This window comes from Marinomonas aquimarina (genome assembly GCF_900089755.1).
Lineage (GTDB): Bacteria > Pseudomonadota > Gammaproteobacteria > Pseudomonadales > Marinomonadaceae > Marinomonas > Marinomonas aquimarina.
The window spans coordinates 166,392-182,036 of record NZ_FLOC01000003.1 but is presented as its reverse complement, the minus strand read 5'-3'; the positions used below and the strand labels follow the sequence as shown (position 1 = coordinate 182,036).

16 protein-coding genes are annotated in these 15,645 nt (G+C 45.1%); 12 read left to right on the top strand and 4 right to left on the bottom strand.

The features are described from left to right. Positions 1-197: 197 nt before the first annotated feature. Positions 198-647, bottom strand: a complete 450-nt coding sequence (locus MAQ5080_RS04475; protein WP_067207041.1) for an ankyrin repeat domain-containing protein — start codon at positions 645-647, stop codon at positions 198-200. A 237-nt stretch (positions 648-884) separates the two neighbouring features. On the opposite strand from MAQ5080_RS04475, the gene MAQ5080_RS04470 reads away from it, so the two are divergent. Then, positions 885-1,478: a class I SAM-dependent methyltransferase gene (locus tag MAQ5080_RS04470; protein WP_067207044.1), complete on the top strand. Its 594-nt coding sequence runs from the start codon at positions 885-887 to the stop codon at positions 1,476-1,478. A 4-nt stretch (positions 1,479-1,482) separates the two neighbouring features. After that, on the top strand, positions 1,483-2,493 hold the full coding sequence (locus MAQ5080_RS04465; RefSeq protein WP_067207045.1) for an HNH endonuclease signature motif containing protein: 1,011 nt from the start codon (positions 1,483-1,485) through the stop codon (positions 2,491-2,493). Positions 2,494-2,882: 389 nt separating this feature from the next. On the opposite strand, the gene MAQ5080_RS04460 is transcribed toward MAQ5080_RS04465, so the two are convergent. Together MAQ5080_RS04460 and MAQ5080_RS04455 are read right to left on the bottom strand one after the other, a co-directional pair. After that, positions 2,883-3,104 (bottom strand): hypothetical protein, encoded by a 222-nt coding sequence (locus MAQ5080_RS04460; RefSeq protein ID WP_197464567.1) that lies wholly within the window; start codon positions 3,102-3,104, stop codon positions 2,883-2,885. A 73-nt stretch (positions 3,105-3,177) separates the two neighbouring features. Beyond that, positions 3,178-3,390, bottom strand: coding sequence for a cold-shock protein (locus tag MAQ5080_RS04455; RefSeq protein ID WP_067207049.1), 213 nt, complete (start codon positions 3,388-3,390; stop codon positions 3,178-3,180). A gap of 399 nt (positions 3,391-3,789) precedes the next feature. Here MAQ5080_RS04455 and MAQ5080_RS04450 point away from each other — a divergent pair, with 399 nt between their 5' ends. Together MAQ5080_RS04450 and MAQ5080_RS04445 are read left to right on the top strand one after the other, a co-directional pair. Next, positions 3,790-4,011: an aromatic-ring-hydroxylating dioxygenase subunit beta gene (locus tag MAQ5080_RS04450; protein ID WP_082861034.1), complete on the top strand. Its 222-nt coding sequence runs from the start codon at positions 3,790-3,792 to the stop codon at positions 4,009-4,011. Between the two features lie 58 nt (positions 4,012-4,069). Beyond that, positions 4,070-4,384 carry a non-heme iron oxygenase ferredoxin subunit gene (locus MAQ5080_RS04445; RefSeq protein ID WP_067207052.1) on the top strand — a complete coding sequence of 105 codons (315 nt, stop codon included), beginning with the start codon at positions 4,070-4,072 and terminating at the stop codon, positions 4,382-4,384. A 53-nt stretch (positions 4,385-4,437) separates the two neighbouring features. On the opposite strand, the gene MAQ5080_RS04440 is transcribed toward MAQ5080_RS04445, so the two are convergent. After that, positions 4,438-5,133: an SIR2 family NAD-dependent protein deacylase gene (locus tag MAQ5080_RS04440; protein ID WP_067207055.1), complete on the bottom strand. Its 696-nt coding sequence runs from the start codon at positions 5,131-5,133 to the stop codon at positions 4,438-4,440. A gap of 166 nt (positions 5,134-5,299) precedes the next feature. Between MAQ5080_RS04440 and MAQ5080_RS04435 the strand changes: the two genes are divergently transcribed. From MAQ5080_RS04435 to cas6e, 8 genes are all read left to right on the top strand, one after another. Further along, entirely contained in the window at positions 5,300-6,517 is a 1,218-nt protein-coding gene (locus tag MAQ5080_RS04435) for an EAL and HDOD domain-containing protein (protein WP_067207058.1), read from the top strand. Between the two features lie 136 nt (positions 6,518-6,653). Next, a complete protein-coding gene (locus MAQ5080_RS04430) occupies positions 6,654-7,505 on the top strand; it encodes a BrxR family transcriptional regulator (protein WP_067207061.1) in 852 nt (283 codons plus the stop codon). Positions 7,506-7,618: 113 nt separating this feature from the next. Further along, complete coding sequence (locus tag MAQ5080_RS04425) at positions 7,619-10,333, top strand: CRISPR-associated helicase/endonuclease Cas3 (RefSeq protein ID WP_067207065.1); 2,715 nt, start codon at positions 7,619-7,621, stop codon at positions 10,331-10,333. 558 nt (positions 10,334-10,891) lie between these two features. Further along, positions 10,892-12,496 carry a type I-E CRISPR-associated protein Cse1/CasA gene (casA, locus tag MAQ5080_RS04420; protein ID WP_231915730.1) on the top strand — a complete coding sequence of 535 codons (1,605 nt, stop codon included), beginning with the start codon at positions 10,892-10,894 and terminating at the stop codon, positions 12,494-12,496. Next, positions 12,493-13,089, top strand: a complete 597-nt coding sequence (gene casB / locus MAQ5080_RS04415; protein WP_231870796.1) for a type I-E CRISPR-associated protein Cse2/CasB — start codon at positions 12,493-12,495, stop codon at positions 13,087-13,089. Before casA ends, casB begins: the two co-directional genes overlap by 4 nt. A 13-nt stretch (positions 13,090-13,102) precedes the next feature. Continuing rightward, positions 13,103-14,137: a type I-E CRISPR-associated protein Cas7/Cse4/CasC gene (gene cas7e / locus MAQ5080_RS04410; RefSeq protein ID WP_067207071.1), complete on the top strand. Its 1,035-nt coding sequence runs from the start codon at positions 13,103-13,105 to the stop codon at positions 14,135-14,137. A 17-nt stretch (positions 14,138-14,154) separates the two neighbouring features. After that, on the top strand, positions 14,155-14,913 hold the full coding sequence (gene cas5e, locus MAQ5080_RS04405) for a type I-E CRISPR-associated protein Cas5/CasD (RefSeq protein WP_067207073.1): 759 nt from the start codon (positions 14,155-14,157) through the stop codon (positions 14,911-14,913). Beyond that, positions 14,914-15,588: a type I-E CRISPR-associated protein Cas6/Cse3/CasE gene (cas6e, locus tag MAQ5080_RS04400; RefSeq protein ID WP_067207075.1), complete on the top strand. Its 675-nt coding sequence runs from the start codon at positions 14,914-14,916 to the stop codon at positions 15,586-15,588. Positions 15,589-15,645: the final 57 nt, after the last annotated feature.

Sequence of the window (15,645 nt, the reverse complement as noted above, 5' to 3'; positions counted from 1 at the left end):
TCGTTGGTTCGTTTTCAAATGCTTCAATCTATTGACTGTTCCACGGTGGAGTGGTTGAAGCTTTGTGTGCTGTTTTATGGAGAGCTGTAAAAGTGGCGGGTGATAATGAGTCAGAGCGGTAAGTAGTAATATGGCTACTGCTACTCTTGCTCCGAACTCATTGCTATTTAAGTCGAAGTTGGCGTGCTAGCGTCCGCTTAATTCGCTTGCTCTTTGATGAGTTGCAGTACGTCGGCGGCCGTCTTTTCAAATGGGCCTTCTAGACTTACATCGGCACCATACTGCTCTAGAAGTTTGTAGCAATCTTCAAAGTTCTGCGATGCCGCATAAAAGGCTGGATAAAAGCCTGACATCGGATCTTGATCGTTGATCAGCTCGTCAGCGATGTGGTTTTCCAAGAGGTAAGATAGGCACTCACTGGAGCCGTTCATGGCGCAAGCATCTAGGGTGCTGATGCCGACATGGTTGCGCACTGTAAAATCCACGCCTTTGTTGTGAAATATTTTCAGTGCTTCAAGGTCATTATCAATGCATGCAGCGACTAGCAGGGTGTGACCGTCACCAAGATCTTCACTTTCGATGTAATCATTAGTCAGTTGGTTCAGTTTGTCCTGCATTTCGTGCGTTGAAGAATCTGAATTACTCATAGCTACTACAATCTCTTTATTAACTTTTAGATGACATAAGTATGGCAAAAAAGGCCTCGCTCGTCCTGCTTTTTGACGACACTAGTATTAGCTGTCTGGTTCGTATTGAGTGTTAAATTCGTTTTCATCACTAGAAGAGTGCCGGCTCAAATCCTTATTTTTCACTCGGTATTAGCGTCAAAATTTAGCAAAGTCTCTGGTATATAAATTCCTCTTCCTTGCCAAGGATTGCAGTAAATGGATTTTGAACAGAGTACACGTCAGTACTATGCCGACAATGCGTCTGTATTTGTTGAAAACACGCAAAATGTCGATATGTCAGCGCTTTACGAGCGTTTCTTGCCTTATATTCCAGAACAAGGCTCGATCCTTGATGCAGGCTGCGGCAGTGGTCGTGATGCCAAGCATTTTCAATCCTTAGGTCATCAAGTGGCGGCGTTTGACGCCAGTCCAGAGCTTGCAGAATTAGCCGGTCAGCTATTGCAGCAGCCCGTTTCCATTCAAACCTTTCAGCAGTTCGACAAAGCCGATGCCTATGACGGTATTTGGTGTTGTGCCAGTTTGCTTCACGTTCCTAACTCAGAGTTATTGGATGTGATTAAGCGGTTGCATAAAGCGCTGAAACAGAGTGGTGTGCTGTATATGTCATTTAAGTACGGCACACAGGAGCGAGTCAAAGAAGGGCGCTTCTTCTGTGATCAAAACGAGCAGACAATTCAATCGTATTTAGCTGGATTTAAGGTATTGGAAACTTGGGTGACAGGCGATCAGCGGCCAGATCGAGAGTCTGAGCAATGGCTCAATCTGATCGTGCAGAAGCAAGAGCGTTAGTCGTATGAAAATCGCGATTGAATTTATTGCTTACGTTCAGCGTTTATTGGTGGAGGGCGACTTCACCGCCACCTACAAATATGCATTGCTGCACGCGATTGCTGACGTCTGTGTTGAAAGTCCTAATGTCACCGTCAATGGCAAACTACCTATTTCGTTAGATGTGCTAGCAGATAAGCTGATTCGGCTTTACTGGAACCAAGCTCGTCCGTTTGGCGGTCAAGCGCATCAACAGCAGCTTCACCAAAATAGTGACTCACAGAAGCAAATTGCGATCATCTCGAAAGTACAGAGTATCCAGCAAACAGGGCTTTATAACATCAATCAGCTGTATAAAAGCTCTCACTATAAAGCCGTTCACAGTGTCGCCAAAACAGCGCTTAAAAATGGCCCGCTGTGGCGCTTACAGATCTTAGCCAAAAAAGAAGAGTGCTTTTTATACCCTCATGATAAGAGTCAGAAGCATATTGAGTTAAACGCAGGCATCGCGGGTTACTTTCGTGAGTTTTACCACCTGATTACCTACCTTGCTCGTGCCGCTTGGATCGACAAAATCATCTCCTTCAAGCACAACCAATATCTCGTTGGCGCGCAAGCCAACTTGCCTGAATTTCTCTTTGGCCAAGATCGCAAAGCCTTGGCTTACGCCAAACCATTGCTTCAAGAGATCCAGAAAAATGCCTGCTTCTACTGTGGTAAAAAACTCGACCAACACGCTGAAGTCGATCACTTCATCTCTTTTGCCAAATACGCCTTCGACCTTGGACACAACTTTGTGCTTGCGGATCGCACCTGCAACAACAGTAAGCGAGATTATCTCGCAAGCTACGAGCACAAATACAAATGGGAAGAGAATAACCTCGGTAATCATGCGCACCTTATCTCCGAACAACTCGCCAGCTACGTGGAGTGCGATACCGATAAATCCATGGCCGTGGCGGATTGGGCCTACCAGATTGCTCGAAACAGTGCCTCGAACTTATGGCAGAGCAAGAGTGGGTTTAGGTTGGCGTAAGTTAGTCTGTTTCTAGATGAGTTGTATTTTATGTGTAGTGATTAGCTTCGTTTTAACATATCTGGTTATGTTGTCGATGGTGAAGCCTTTGCATATATCCGAATGAGTGGAGGCTTTCTATCCAGCTATTGAGTTATCAGGAAAGAGCTTAGTGTTGCTGAAGGGTGGTGATGAAGTGCCGGATGTAGACGCTAGTCACGAAATGTTTCAAGATTCTTTTGAAGTGTGAGGTTGCTTTGATTAAGTTGTTTTGTCCTTAAAACGAAAGCGCTATTTTATTGTTAAGGAGGGTTTTTTGATAGCGCATAAAACTAGAGTTTATTGAATTTTTTTAATAAGTAATGCTGAACTCTTTGTTTTCGTTAATATTTTACTAATGAAAGGTGAGGCTATTGGTTTTGGTTGAAAAAGTTTTTAGCATTGTTGAATAATGACTCACAAAGCTTATTTTGTTTGTCGTATTCAGAAGAGCTGATATTCAGTTGATCAAGCTTAGTTTTGGCTTCTTGATATTCACTTACCATAGAATGGTATTTCTTTTCGTTAACAGTTTTCCAAGCTTTATCTTTCATTCGGCTGCTGTTGTTTTTCTTTTTTATTGGCTTCTTCATGATTATCTCCGTTAGATTGAATAGAGGGGAGTTTCGTCTCGATAAAAGACGAAGCTAAAGCTAAGATTTTGGCTCAGATAGCCTGAACATTGATAGCATTGTTGCCTTTAGCGCTAGACTCAATGTTGAAGGAAACTTTTTGGCCTTCTGCTAGGCTTTTAAAGCCTTCTGATACGATCGACTTAAAGTGAACGAATAGGTCTGGGCCACCATTTTCAGGTGAGATAAAGCCAAAGCCTTTAGTATCGTTGAACCATTTAACAGAGCCGGTGTTTTTTGTAGACATAATTACCTCGATATATTTTTCATGATCGAAAACGAGGCTATTTGGGAATATAAATTATAAGTTACTGCTAGAGTCGTGTGACGAAAGAATCGAAATAAAACTGAGGAGAGACTTGATCTAAAATTTCAAAAATAGCTCATGTTTAAGAGCTAGGGGCACTATACGCTGATCTGAAGGAAAAGATAGCTTTATTTCGTTTTTATATCATATGCAAGTGTTTAGACTCTTTTTTTAGGGTGTTTGGTTGAATTAAATGGTTTTTATTGAATAAGGTCGAGCTTTTGCATAAGAAGTACGTAAGTGGTTATCCGATATTTTTTGCTGGGACTAGATTAGTCAGCTTTTCACCAATCTAGGTACCATGTCACTATCTACCACGACCCTTATACCCAGCTGCACATGGTGTCGTCACCACTGATTATTGATGAGTCTGACTCCTTAATTGTGGCGCAAGCCAATTACACTGTATTTCGCACTAAGAGTGATGGCATCGCCGAAGTGTACAATGTCGGGCGCTATCAAGATCGTATCCGAGTGACGGAACAGGGGCTCAAGATCGAATCTCGGCATTGTATTTTCGACAATGAAATGGTGCTCAATTCCATGATCTATCCCATCTAGGCTTCAACGTAAATCCGCGGTGCTAGTGATTCGCGAACCGAACAAAGAGAGATAAATAATGAGTAATAACTGGATTGAAATCATCAATATCGACGATATCCCAGAAGACGATGTGATTGGCGTAAATGTCAGCGGTCAGAATATCGCTTTGTACAAAGTCGATGGTGAAGTGTTTGCCACAGACAACCTGTGTACACACGGTCATGCGTTATTGAGCGATGGCTTCTTAGAGGATGGTGAAATTGAGTGCCCATTACACCAAGGCCGATTTTGTGTCAAAAGTGGTAAGGCAATGAGCGAGCCGCTTACTGAAGATATTAAGACTTACGCTACCCGTACAGAAGGGAATCAAGTGTTTCTGGCGATGAGCTAGTGTCTATGCTCGGGGGAATTTAACAGTGCCGGTTAAATTCCTCCGATTTATTATCATGCCAACCAGCTCTGCACCAATCTCGGCACCATATCACTGGCGCTACCTCTTAAATGATCGAATTTCTTCGGCGGTGTCATAGTGCTAGGATCTACGATGTAACGATCTGTGGCGCTGTGGGCGAATAAAACCAAGCTGGCGGCAGGTTGAACTTGTAGTGATGTGCCTACCACAAGTACCTTGTCTGCCTCAGCAAACAGCTCGATGGACTCTTCTATATAAAAAGGTTCTTCTGCAAACCAGACAATATGTGGGCGTAGCTGAAAGCCGCTTTCACATAGCTGCCCTAGGTTTACTTCACTATAGCCGATGTCGTATAGATGATAATCACTGCCAGAGTCACCGCGAACTTTGGTGGCTTCGCCATGCAGGTGCAACACCTTACTGGAGCCTGCGCGTTCATGTAAATCGTCCACGTTTTGGGTGATGACGGTGACATCGTAGCGGGACTCTAGTTGTGCAATAGCGAGGTGCGCTTCATTGGGTTGGGCGTTGCCGATTTCTTGGCGACGTTGATTGTAAAAGTCCAAGACTTTTTCTGGGTTACGTTGCCAGCCGTCTGGATGACACACTTCGCGGATGTCATGTTTGTGCCAGAGACCGGTATCACTGCGGTTGGTTTCAATACCGCTTTCGACACTGATGCCTGCGCCAGTAAAGACAACGATTTTTTGTTTTGGTTGGTTAGACATTTTACTAAGGGGTTATAATAGGTTGATTAAGGTAGTTTTCTAAATTGCTCAAGCCGTAGATAATAGCGGCTAAAATAAAGCGCATCCAAACTGGGTTAGGATAATCCTATTGAGCGTTTTATTGTGCTGAGCCTATATGCTCAAAATTCAGTAATGGAGTTTTCTCGTGTCCAATGCGCCCCAATCACAAACCTATTGTATTGCTCTACAGCCGATCTGCAATGCTGACATGGTTCATGTTGCGGATGAGCTGCTTTATCGTGCCGCCTCATCCATGACCACTGCGACCATTGATGACCAGCAAATGGCAACAGCAAGGGCTTGTAATGCGGCGTTTTATGAAACGGGCATCGAAAACCTATGCGGTGCGGGAAAGCTGTTTTTTAATGCGCCACGTGAATGGTTATTAAAGCCTGATTTATTGCCGCCTTATCCAGATCAGGTGGTGGTTGAGGTACTCGAAAGCGTTGAAGGGGACCCGGAAGTCATAGTCGCTCTGCAACACGTTAAGTCATTAGGCTATCAGATCGCCCTCGACGACTTTGTATTGAACGATAGTACTCGGCCGCTTTTGGACGTGGCGGACATCATCAAATTGGATATGTTGATGCCTCAGTCCACAGACACCATTCGTTTGTACCTTGATAAAGGGATACAGCTGCTGGCGGAAAAAGTAGAAGATTTGGCCACGTTTGAACGTTGCAAGAAGATGGGCTTTAGCCTGTTTCAAGGATATTTTTACGCTAAGCCCGAAATCAAAAGTGCTACCGCGGTGCAACGCAGCGGCAACACCAATACTTTGTTGGAGATACTGCAGGAACTCTACCAAGAAGATGTGAACCTGAAAAAAGTCGAACAAATGGTGATGCTTGAACCACAGTTGGTGATCCGACTTTTAAGAATGATTAGAACGCCAGACTACAAGCAAGTAAAAACCGTCAGCGATTTGCATCAAGCGATTAGAATTTTAGGTATCAACAAGCTGCGTACTCTGGTGAGTACGCTGGTGTTGGCAAACGATCATCCGTGCAAAATGTTATTACTGCCAAGGGTATTGACCCGAGCGGCTATGTGCCAGGCTTTAGCTGAGCATGAGTTTAAAGCCAATCCAGATGAGGCCTTTCTGGTAGGCCTGCTGTCACTTGCCGATATTATGCTGGATCAAAATATTAAACAGATATGTGATCAACTGCCGCTGAAAGAGGACACGTACCATGCTTTGGTCGCCCGTAAAGGGAAGCTAGGCAGTATCCTGACGTTGGTACAGACGTTTGAAAAGGCCGACCTGCATTCGGCCAGTGACAAGACAGTCGAAAAGCTTAACCGCTATTACTTAGAAAGCCGCAGCTGGGCAATGAATATATTGTCGGGCATAAATGGGTAAATTGGTGGGGCGTATATTGAAAAGACTATATGATGGTTTGGTGAAACTATCTGGTTATGGCTGGTTAGGTGACTTTTCTATGTCTCATCTTCTTTAAGTTTTGGTAGTATTTATGACTTAAAAGGAGCTTGTTTATATGGACATAAAACAATGGGGCACACCGAATCCCAATTGGCTGATTGAATTACTGCTGTACTGGGAAGGGCACATCAACTCCCGTGCCATCACCGAACTCTTCGCCGTTACCCGTCAAACCGCCGGAAAATGGATCAAAACCTACCACACCGAAACAGGTTTACCGGTCGATTATCAAGCGTCTAGTAAGGCCTTTCATGCGCCTGTTTTTCATACGCCACACTATATTTCTGGTGCCATTGATGAATACCTAGACTGGCGCCAGCTGGGGTTGTTTCCCAATCGTAGCCACGATACACAAGTCTCTGAGACCCAAGGTGTCACGCGTATTGTGATGCCGCGCCGCTTTGTCGCACCAGAAATCATGCGTCCGCTGATCCAAGCCTTGGATAGCGGCACAGCAGCCGATGCCAACTATCTCTCTATCAGTGGTAGCGCCGCCCAAGAGCGTATCCTTTATCCGCACACCTTTGTCAAAGCGGCTAACCGCTGGCATGTACGTGCTTACTGTGAACACGCGCGCGACTTTCGTGACTTTGTCTTAAGCCGATTTATTAGTGTCGACTTCGACGGTACGCCCGCCACTTTCACTGCAAAAGACGATCAAGCTTGGAGCGCACCAGTAGAGATTATCCTTGAGCCTGACCAACGCCTTACCTCACAACAAAAAGCCATTATCGAACACGACTACGGCATGCAAAATGGCCAACTTGTCATCGCCACAACTGGTGCTTTAGTCAAATACACCCTCGACGATCTACAGATCAAAACCAAAATGCTCGAAGTGAATCCCCAAGCCCAGCAACTGGTATGTGTTAACTACGCTGACATCAAACCATGGCTTTATGACTAGGTAGATTGCTGCAGCGCAAACACCTGTTAACTCAGTTAACGTGTGCAAATGTACAGGGTTGTGATGGGTGAAAAAGGGGTTAAAGTGAAGGGAAATGAACGAGGGCTAGATCGATGGAACTGACAAATGTGGCAAGTTATTTTTTCTACTGGGGTAAAGCCCAGAAGAATGAACTAGACAGCAAAGGCGATCCTTATCATTTATTGCCGTTTCACTGCTTGGATGTGGCGGCGGTAGGAAAGGTCTTACTCACTCAAAACAAAGCATTAACTAAGAATATCGCGTCATTTCTTGAATTGGATGAAGAGGCGTTTATTTCGCTATTTATCTTTTGTCTGCTGCTACATGATTTAGGTAAGTTTGCATCGGCCTTTCAAGCCTTATTTAAGGATGAGACTGGTTTTCTTTTCGATGCTAATCCTACATGGCACTACAACAGCAAAGAGCATCGCCATGATCAGTTGGGCTTATTTTTCTGGCATGAGCTTAGAGAATTAGCAGAGCTATTTCCGACCTCTCTTTCAGATGCCGAAGAACCCCAAGTTTTTGAAACATTCTCAGTCTTAATGGAGTGTAGCTTAGGGCATCACGGAAAGCCGATTCGATTTGAGAAGCCCAGCGACTTAAAGCGTTATATACAAAAGCACAATGTTGCGGCGGCAAAGTCTTTTGTTTTAGGCGCTTATCATTTGATCAAGCCATCAATTCCATTCGAAAAGTTTCTCGATGCTTCATGGCGCGCGCGTTTGAAGCAAGTGAGTTGGTTGCTCGCAGGCGTTGCCGTGTTAGCTGACTGGATAGGGTCTGATCGAGCCTATTTTCCGTATCGCTCTGTACCCGTTGAAGCTCTAGGTGATTATTGGAAGGAGGCATTGGCAAGCGCCCAACTCGCTTGGCAAGCCACGAGATTGGATAGTAGTGCCTCGATCAAGCCTTTTCAATCAGTGCAAGCTCAGTTTGGCTTTTCACCAACGCCTTTGCAGGCGTGGGCTGAAAGTGTGGATATTGATGATTCCCCACAGCTTTTTATCCTTGAGGACATCACTGGGAGCGGTAAGACCGAAGCTGCTCAAGTGTTATTGCATCGATTACTCGAAGCAGGAGCTGCTGATGGCTTTTATTTTGGTCTGCCAACCATGGCGACCTCTAATGCAATGTATCAGCGTGTACTCGATCATTATTCATCCATGTACCAAGATCAATCAGCTTTACCGAGCATTGTCTTAGCGCATGGCGCTCGAGATATGAATGAACAGTTTCAAGCGACTCTCATGTCTGAAGGTAGCAGTGAAACCAGCTATACCTGCGATGATCAAACCGCGACCGCTCAATGTAGCCAATGGTTAGGGGATTCGCGTAAGAAAGCTCTATTAGCACCGATTGGTGTCGGCACAATAGATCAAACTTTATTGGCAGTTTTACCGCGTCGTCATCAATCTTTGCGGTTGCTGGGGCTGCATCGAAAAGTATTGGTATTCGATGAGGTACATGCAGCAGATGAATACATGTTTGAACTGCTCGAAAGTTTGCTATCACTGCATCTGCATTTTGGTTGTAGCGCTATTTTATTAACAGCGACTCTTTCTCAACAGCAGCGTCAGCGTCTTACAGATATTTGGCTCAGCACTTCGACTCACTCCGGTAAACAGCTAGAGCAAACACATTTTCCTTTAGCGACTAAAGTCTCGCTTTCTAGCGAGCAGCCTTTACTAGAACAGCCGCTAGATAGCCGAGAAGATGTAAGCCGTTCGGTAGCTGTGCACTTTATTGATCAGAAAGACACGGTCGTTGAAAAGGTTGTTCAAGCCGCAAAAGCTGGTAAATGTGTTGTCTGGATACGTAACTCAGTTGATGACGCAATCAGTGCTTACACTGAAATCCGCGAGCAATTGGATAATCCAGACAATGCGCTTCTATTCCACAGTCGTTTTGCGTTAAGTGATCGTCAAGCCATCGAGCACAAGGTGTTAAATTGGTTTGGTAAGCACAGTGACGCTCCAGCCCGACATGGCAAAGTACTAGTGGCGACACAGGTTTTTCAAGAAAGCTTAGATGCGGATGCCGATCTTATGATCTCGGATCTTTGCCTGATTGATGATCTGATTCAACGAGCGGGGCGTTTGCATCGCCACACGCGCAATGCTCAGCGTGAACGAGAGCTAGGTATCCGCGATACGCGACCTGCCCCATTGCTGTACGTCCATGCACCAGCTTGGTCTGATGATCCCAGTGTGCAGTGGCTTAGCGAGGTTTTACCTAGCGCCCAAGCGGTATATCGCTCACCCGGTAGGTTGTGGTTAGGAATGAAGAAATTAAGAGAGCTGGGTGGTATTCATATGCCAGAAAAAGCCCGTGATCTAATTGAAGCTGTGTACTCTTCAGAAGCTCAAATGCAGATCCCCAAAGCGCTAGAAAAAGCGGAATTAGAAGCCTGCGGTGAACAAGCGAGTAAAGTCAGCGCCGCTAAATTCAATCGCCTACAGTGGCAAAACTATGGTTATAGTACGCAAAGTAATCAGCAGTGGTACGACGATCAAACGGATATCAGTACGCGTTACAGCAACCTAGAATACGAAAATATTTTACTGCTTAAACGAGATAGTAAAGGCGAGCTTGTACCTTATGCAGACCAGCCTAAATTTGCCGTGCCATTGAGTACTTTTAAGGTGCTAAAAAGTAAGTTCGCGGATCAGCTGACTCAAATCAGTGAAGAAGAGAAGCTTGCTTTGGAAACGCGTTATCCAAGTGCTAAATACCTTCAGCCATGGCTAGCTAGTGACGATCCGAGTTTTAGTTACAGTGATGTGTTTGGTTTTGGTGAGAGGTGAAAGTCCCCACGATTGTGGGGAACGTGTTTCATTCTTAGTCGAAGGCTAAGCTCTAAACGGTTGATCCCAAGTTGATCTCAGGAACAAGGTGTATTCTAAAAGAAAAGAGAAAAGATATAAACTTGTTTAGATTTTTATATAGTAGAAAAGTAAGCTCTAAACTTATTTTTTTGTTGCGAGATAAGCTGGTTGTCGTTATAGTGAGCAAATGATGAGCAGCGAAGGCGGCTTATTGTGTCTAAAGCTACCTCCGCTGACATCCGTAGCAAGATTAATGTTAGGTGGTTTTGACTTACAGAGCAATGCTCTTACGCCTTATTTTAATCTATATAGGAGGTGCCTATGTTCGCATCCATTATTTCAATTTTTGTTCCGAAAATCCGCTTCATTTTAGTATTCAAAAAGAGTAAGCAGAATCAAGAGTGTCCACAGAAGTGTATGCTGCTTTTTGGTTTGTCTGTTACATGGCGGAAACGAGGAACACGCTTGATGGGGCGAGCGTGTTGGTTAGCATAATCATCAGGGAGAGCATACTCTCCCTACTTCTAATAGGGATATATGATGAACCTAGTAAAAGACCCATGGTTGCCGATGCGAATGCGCGACGGTTCAGTGCAGGCGCTGCCCATTAGCCATATTTGCGCAGATGACGTTTTAGACTTTGCTCTACCGCGTGCAGATTTCCAAGGTGCGGCTTATCAGTTTGCAATTGGACTGTTGCAGACAGCCTTTGCCCCTAAAGACTCAACTCAGTGGGTGGAGCGATTTAAGCAGGCGCCTACCCAGCAGGAGCTTGAGCTAGACCTTCAAGCTGTCGAGCATGCTTTTAATGCCGAGGGTAGTGGCCCTCTGTTTATGCAAGACTTTGAATCACTTTCTGAGCAAAAGCCCTCGAATATTGCAGGACTGCTTATCGATGCGCCAGGTGAAAACGGTATTAAAAATAACACAGACCATTTTATTAAACGGGGTGTGTGCGATCAGATGTCGTTAGAAATGGCCTTGTTAGCGCTGTTTACTCTTCAAATCAATGCCCCTTCAGGCGGCGCAGGGCATCGCGTAGGGCTACGGGGTGGCGGGCCATTAACGACTCTCGTGATGCCGGCAGATTCGGACGCACCTTTATGGCAAAAGCTATGGCTCAATGTGATCAATCGCGAGAGCTGGGTTTATGAAGACCCTGATTTTAGCGATGGCTCAGTGTTTCCCTGGCTGGCTCCGACACGCACTAGCGAAAAGAAAGGCTCCGAAGTTTTTCATGATCATGTGCATCCGCTGCATATGTTTTGGGCCATGCCGCGACGTATTCGTTTAGATGTGAAGAACCATGAAGGAGTATGTGCAATTACTGGCCAGACGACGAGTAACATTGTAAGTGATTATCGTACGCAAAATTACGGTTACAACTATTCAGGTAATTGGACACATCCGTTAACGCCCTATAAAGGTGATCCGAAAAAGCCCGACGGTGATTGGCTATCGGCTAAAGGTCAGCCAGGAGGGATTCAATACAAAATATGGGATGCCTTGACTTTTTCTAGTGAAGAGAATGCCCAAAAGTGCGCTCGTGTTGTTGGCCACTTTGAGCGTATCAGTGAAGGTAATCCTAGAGTTTTTAAAAAGGTTGTTACCAGTCTTTGGGTGTTTGGCTATGACATGGACAATATGAAGCCCCGTGGCTGGTACAGCACGACTATGCCTTTGTTCCAATTTGATCCTGAACAACAAACGGATCTTCTTTTAGAAGTGAAGCGTTTACAAAAGCTTTCTGGCGATGCTTTGTGGCATTTACGCACACAAGTAAAAGCTGCTTGGTTTGAAAGTCCAAGTGATACTAAGGGTGATATGTCTTTCATCGATTTGGAGTTTTGGCAGCGCAGCGAGACAAGTTTCTTTAACGCTGTTTCTCAATTAATGGATGCCGTAGACGATGGCTCAGAAGTTTTACCTAGCGCCACTGCAAATGTATGGCTCGGCCAATTACAGCATACAGTCCTCGATTTATTTGACGAGTATGCGCTTTCAGAGCTTGGCTCGGAGCGAACTATGCTGAAACGCATCGAAGCACGCCGGGCATTATGTGGTTGGTTGTTTGGCGGTAAAGACATCAAAAAATTTAAACAAGAATACCAGGTAGAGGAACAGCAGGAGGTGATGTCATGAGTGGCATGAATCAGTATGGAAATACAGTGTTACGCTGGTGGCAGGGAATGTTTGAAGACTCTGCTACATTAAAAGCGAAGGGGATTCCACCAGCGCCAACGTCTCATAAAGCTCAGCTAAAAAGATGTGACAGCGCAGACGCAGTAATGTTACAAGAAGGTTTTCGCATGCTTTGGTTGGAATTGCTAAACCAAGGCCTCGAAGACGTACCGCAAAACCTAGAAGCATGGGCGACCGTCGCCGCAGTACTGGTACATATCAAGCAAGATAATGGCGAGAAGCTGGCCGCTCAAGCGGGTAAAAAAGTAAACAAACATGGCGAGCCAGCTGACAAATCGATCGTCAGTGAGCTGCGCTTTGCCAAGCTACAAAATGCTCCAACACCAGATGACTTCCTAAAGCGTATACGTCGTATTGTGCTGCAATTAGATGGCAAAGCATCGCCCACCAAAGTGGCTGATGACATATTGCAATGGTTTGATGAGTTCTACGCATGGTCACCGCGTAAGGCGGATAAGCGCATCAGTGTACGTTGGGCGATGGACTACTACCAAGCTGCCAACCAAAAATATTCTAAATCTAAAACTGCTTAAAAAGGAATTTTCCATGAGCCAATTTATCCAACTTCACTTCCTAACGTCTTACGCACCATCTAATTTAAACCGTGATGACTTAGGGCGCCCAAAAACTGCAAAAATGGGGGGCTTCGATCGTTTGCGAGTGAGTTCTCAGAGCTTGAAACGTAACTGGCGTTGCTCCGAAATCTTTGAAGAGTCTATGGCAAATAATCTTGGCAAGCGAACCAAACGCTTTGGCGGCGAAGTTTTTAAAGTTCTAGTTGAGAATGGCGTTGCGGAAAAGAATGCTCAAAAATGGGCTGCAAGCATTGCTGGTGTGTTTGGTAAAGGTAAAAAGGGCTCGCTCGAAATTGAGCAGCTAGCGCACATCAGCCCAGAAGAGCAGCAAGCCGCTTTAGATTTGGCAGCGGTATTAGCTGATGAGAGTCGCGAGCCGACCGAAGAAGAGTTGAGCTTATTACGTCATAACCAAAGCGCAGTGGATATCGCATTATTTGGTCGTATGTTGGCCTCTAGCCCAGCCTTCAATGTAGAAGCCGCTTGCCAAGTAGCTCATGCGTTGAGTGTCCATAGTGTGGTAGTGGAAGATGATTACTTTACTGCTGTAGACGATCTAAATGATGGTAAGGAAGATTCGGGTTCTTCACATATCGGTGAGTCTGGCTTCGCCGCGGCTCTTTTTTACAGTTATGTTTGTATCAATAAAACTCAGCTCATCGAGAATTTGGATGGTAACGAAGCTCTAGCAAACCAAGCTATTCAAGCTTTGACTGAAGCTGCTGTAAAAGTATCTCCAAAGGGCAAGCAAAACAGCTTTGCGTCACGTGCTTACGCGAGCTATGTACTGGCTGAAAAAGGTGAGCAACAACCGCGCTCGTTATCGGCAGCATTTCTAAAACCAATCAAAGGTGAAGATCAAGCGTTTCTGGCGATTAGCGCATTGGAAAAGCAAGCCGAGAATTTTGACAAGGTTTACGGCCAATGTGCAGATACTCGTTATAGTATCAACGCAGTGGTTGGTGAAGGTTCATTTGATGAACTCAAAGCATTCGTCGCTAATTAATAGCTGGAGTGCAGACTATGAAAGACTATTTGGTATTTCAACTCTATGGACCTATAGCGAGTTGGGGCCAGCCAGCTGTAGGCGGCGATCGGGCGACACATATATCGCCCACCCGCTCCGCTATTTTGGGCTTATTAGGTGCGGCTTTGGGCATCAAGCGGGAAGAGAGCGCCCGTCTACAAGCGCTTCATCAAAGTGTACAGGTTGCGACTAAGCAATTAACACCGACCAGCTTGCTACGTGACTACCACACCAGCCAAGTGCCTGCTCGTAACAACAAGTACGTTTACCGTACTCGTAAAAATGAGTTACTTGATGAGCCAAAGGATAAATTGAATACGATTCTCTCTACGCGAGATTATCGTTGTGATGGTTTATGGGTGGTGGCGCTTTCTTTAACTGACACAGCTACTGTTACATTGGATGAACTTCAAAGTGCACTTATTCGTCCCGTATTTACTTTGTATTTAGGGCGCAAGTCTTGCCCTGTTTCCGCACCGTTACGCCCTTTATTGGTTGGTAATAGCGAGTTGAAAGAGGCTTTAGATCAAGACTTTCCTGAGATAACGCCAGAAGGCATTTCAGACAATACTTGGTTGCGACGTAGCCGAGCGTTTACCTATACATGGGAAGGCGATATCTCTGAGATTCAAGGTGATACTGTCATGACGACACACCCATGGGATGATCCAGTGAGTCGGACTCGATGGCAATTTCAGCAACGTGCTATGCATCAAGTCACCATTCGGGCTTCTGACGCTGGTAGGGAGGTATAAATGTTTTTATCTAAAGTATCTTTTCAATCGTCAGATCAAGCGCGTTTAATGCTAGCGGGGCTGGGAAACAAAGGCGTTTACTCCTCGCATCAAGCATTATGGCAATTATTTACTAACGATGAGGCGCGTTCGTTTTTATTTCGAGAAGAACAAGATGGTCAAGGGCGTCCGGTGTTTTATGTTCAATCTGAAAACGAGCCTGAAGTCGATAGCAGCTGCTTCAAAGTGCAAAGTAAGCGCTTTGAACCAAAGTTGTATTCGGGACAAAGACTAAGCTTTTCACTAAGAGCCAATCCAACCGTGACGGTTAAAAACTTTCAAGGTAAAAATCAGCGCCACGATGTCATGATGCATGCGAAACGTAATGCTAAGCATGATGGGGTTACTGATCCCGAGGAAGTTAAGGCATTAATGGAGCAAGCTGCTCAGCAGTGGTTAGCTGCGCCAGATAGACTTCAGGATTGGGGGATTACACTTGATGCGCTACCGTTTATTAAAAGTTACCAACAGCACCGTTCACGTAAATCCTCTGATACGACGATTCAATTCTCAAGTGTCGATTATGAAGGTGTTCTGACAGTGCAAGACCCTGATCGCTTTATAGGTAAGCTCAAGCAAGGTGTCGGCAAATCGAAAGCTCTTGGCTGTGGCTTGATCCTAATAAAGCCTATTTAAAAGATAAGGCTTAATCAGTGAAATGATTGAGCCTTACTTTTTGATTGCATAATAACT

Coding starts and splice junctions, on each gene's coding strand:
- MAQ5080_RS04425 (WP_067207065.1), top strand. CDS start 7,619: ATGGAACTGACAAATGTGGCAAGTTATTTTTTCTACTGGGGTAAAGCC.
- MAQ5080_RS04445 (WP_067207052.1), top strand. CDS start 4,070: ATGAGTAATAACTGGATTGAAATCATCAATATCGACGATATCCCAGAA.
- cas5e (WP_067207073.1), top strand. CDS start 14,155: ATGAAAGACTATTTGGTATTTCAACTCTATGGACCTATAGCGAGTTGG.
- MAQ5080_RS04440 (WP_067207055.1), bottom strand. CDS start 5,133: ATGTCTAACCAACCAAAACAAAAAATCGTTGTCTTTACTGGCGCAGGC.
- MAQ5080_RS04460 (WP_197464567.1), bottom strand. CDS start 3,104: ATGAAGAAGCCAATAAAAAAGAAAAACAACAGCAGCCGAATGAAAGAT.
- MAQ5080_RS04475 (WP_067207041.1), bottom strand. CDS start 647: ATGAGTAATTCAGATTCTTCAACGCACGAAATGCAGGACAAACTGAAC.
- cas6e (WP_067207075.1), top strand. CDS start 14,914: ATGTTTTTATCTAAAGTATCTTTTCAATCGTCAGATCAAGCGCGTTTA.
- MAQ5080_RS04450 (WP_082861034.1), top strand. CDS start 3,790: ATGGTGTCGTCACCACTGATTATTGATGAGTCTGACTCCTTAATTGTG.
- MAQ5080_RS04455 (WP_067207049.1), bottom strand. CDS start 3,390: ATGTCTACAAAAAACACCGGCTCTGTTAAATGGTTCAACGATACTAAA.
- casA (WP_231915730.1), top strand. CDS start 10,892: ATGATGAACCTAGTAAAAGACCCATGGTTGCCGATGCGAATGCGCGAC.
- casB (WP_231870796.1), top strand. CDS start 12,493: ATGAGTGGCATGAATCAGTATGGAAATACAGTGTTACGCTGGTGGCAG.
- cas7e (WP_067207071.1), top strand. CDS start 13,103: ATGAGCCAATTTATCCAACTTCACTTCCTAACGTCTTACGCACCATCT.
- MAQ5080_RS04465 (WP_067207045.1), top strand. CDS start 1,483: ATGAAAATCGCGATTGAATTTATTGCTTACGTTCAGCGTTTATTGGTG.
- MAQ5080_RS04430 (WP_067207061.1), top strand. CDS start 6,654: ATGGACATAAAACAATGGGGCACACCGAATCCCAATTGGCTGATTGAA.
- MAQ5080_RS04470 (WP_067207044.1), top strand. CDS start 885: ATGGATTTTGAACAGAGTACACGTCAGTACTATGCCGACAATGCGTCT.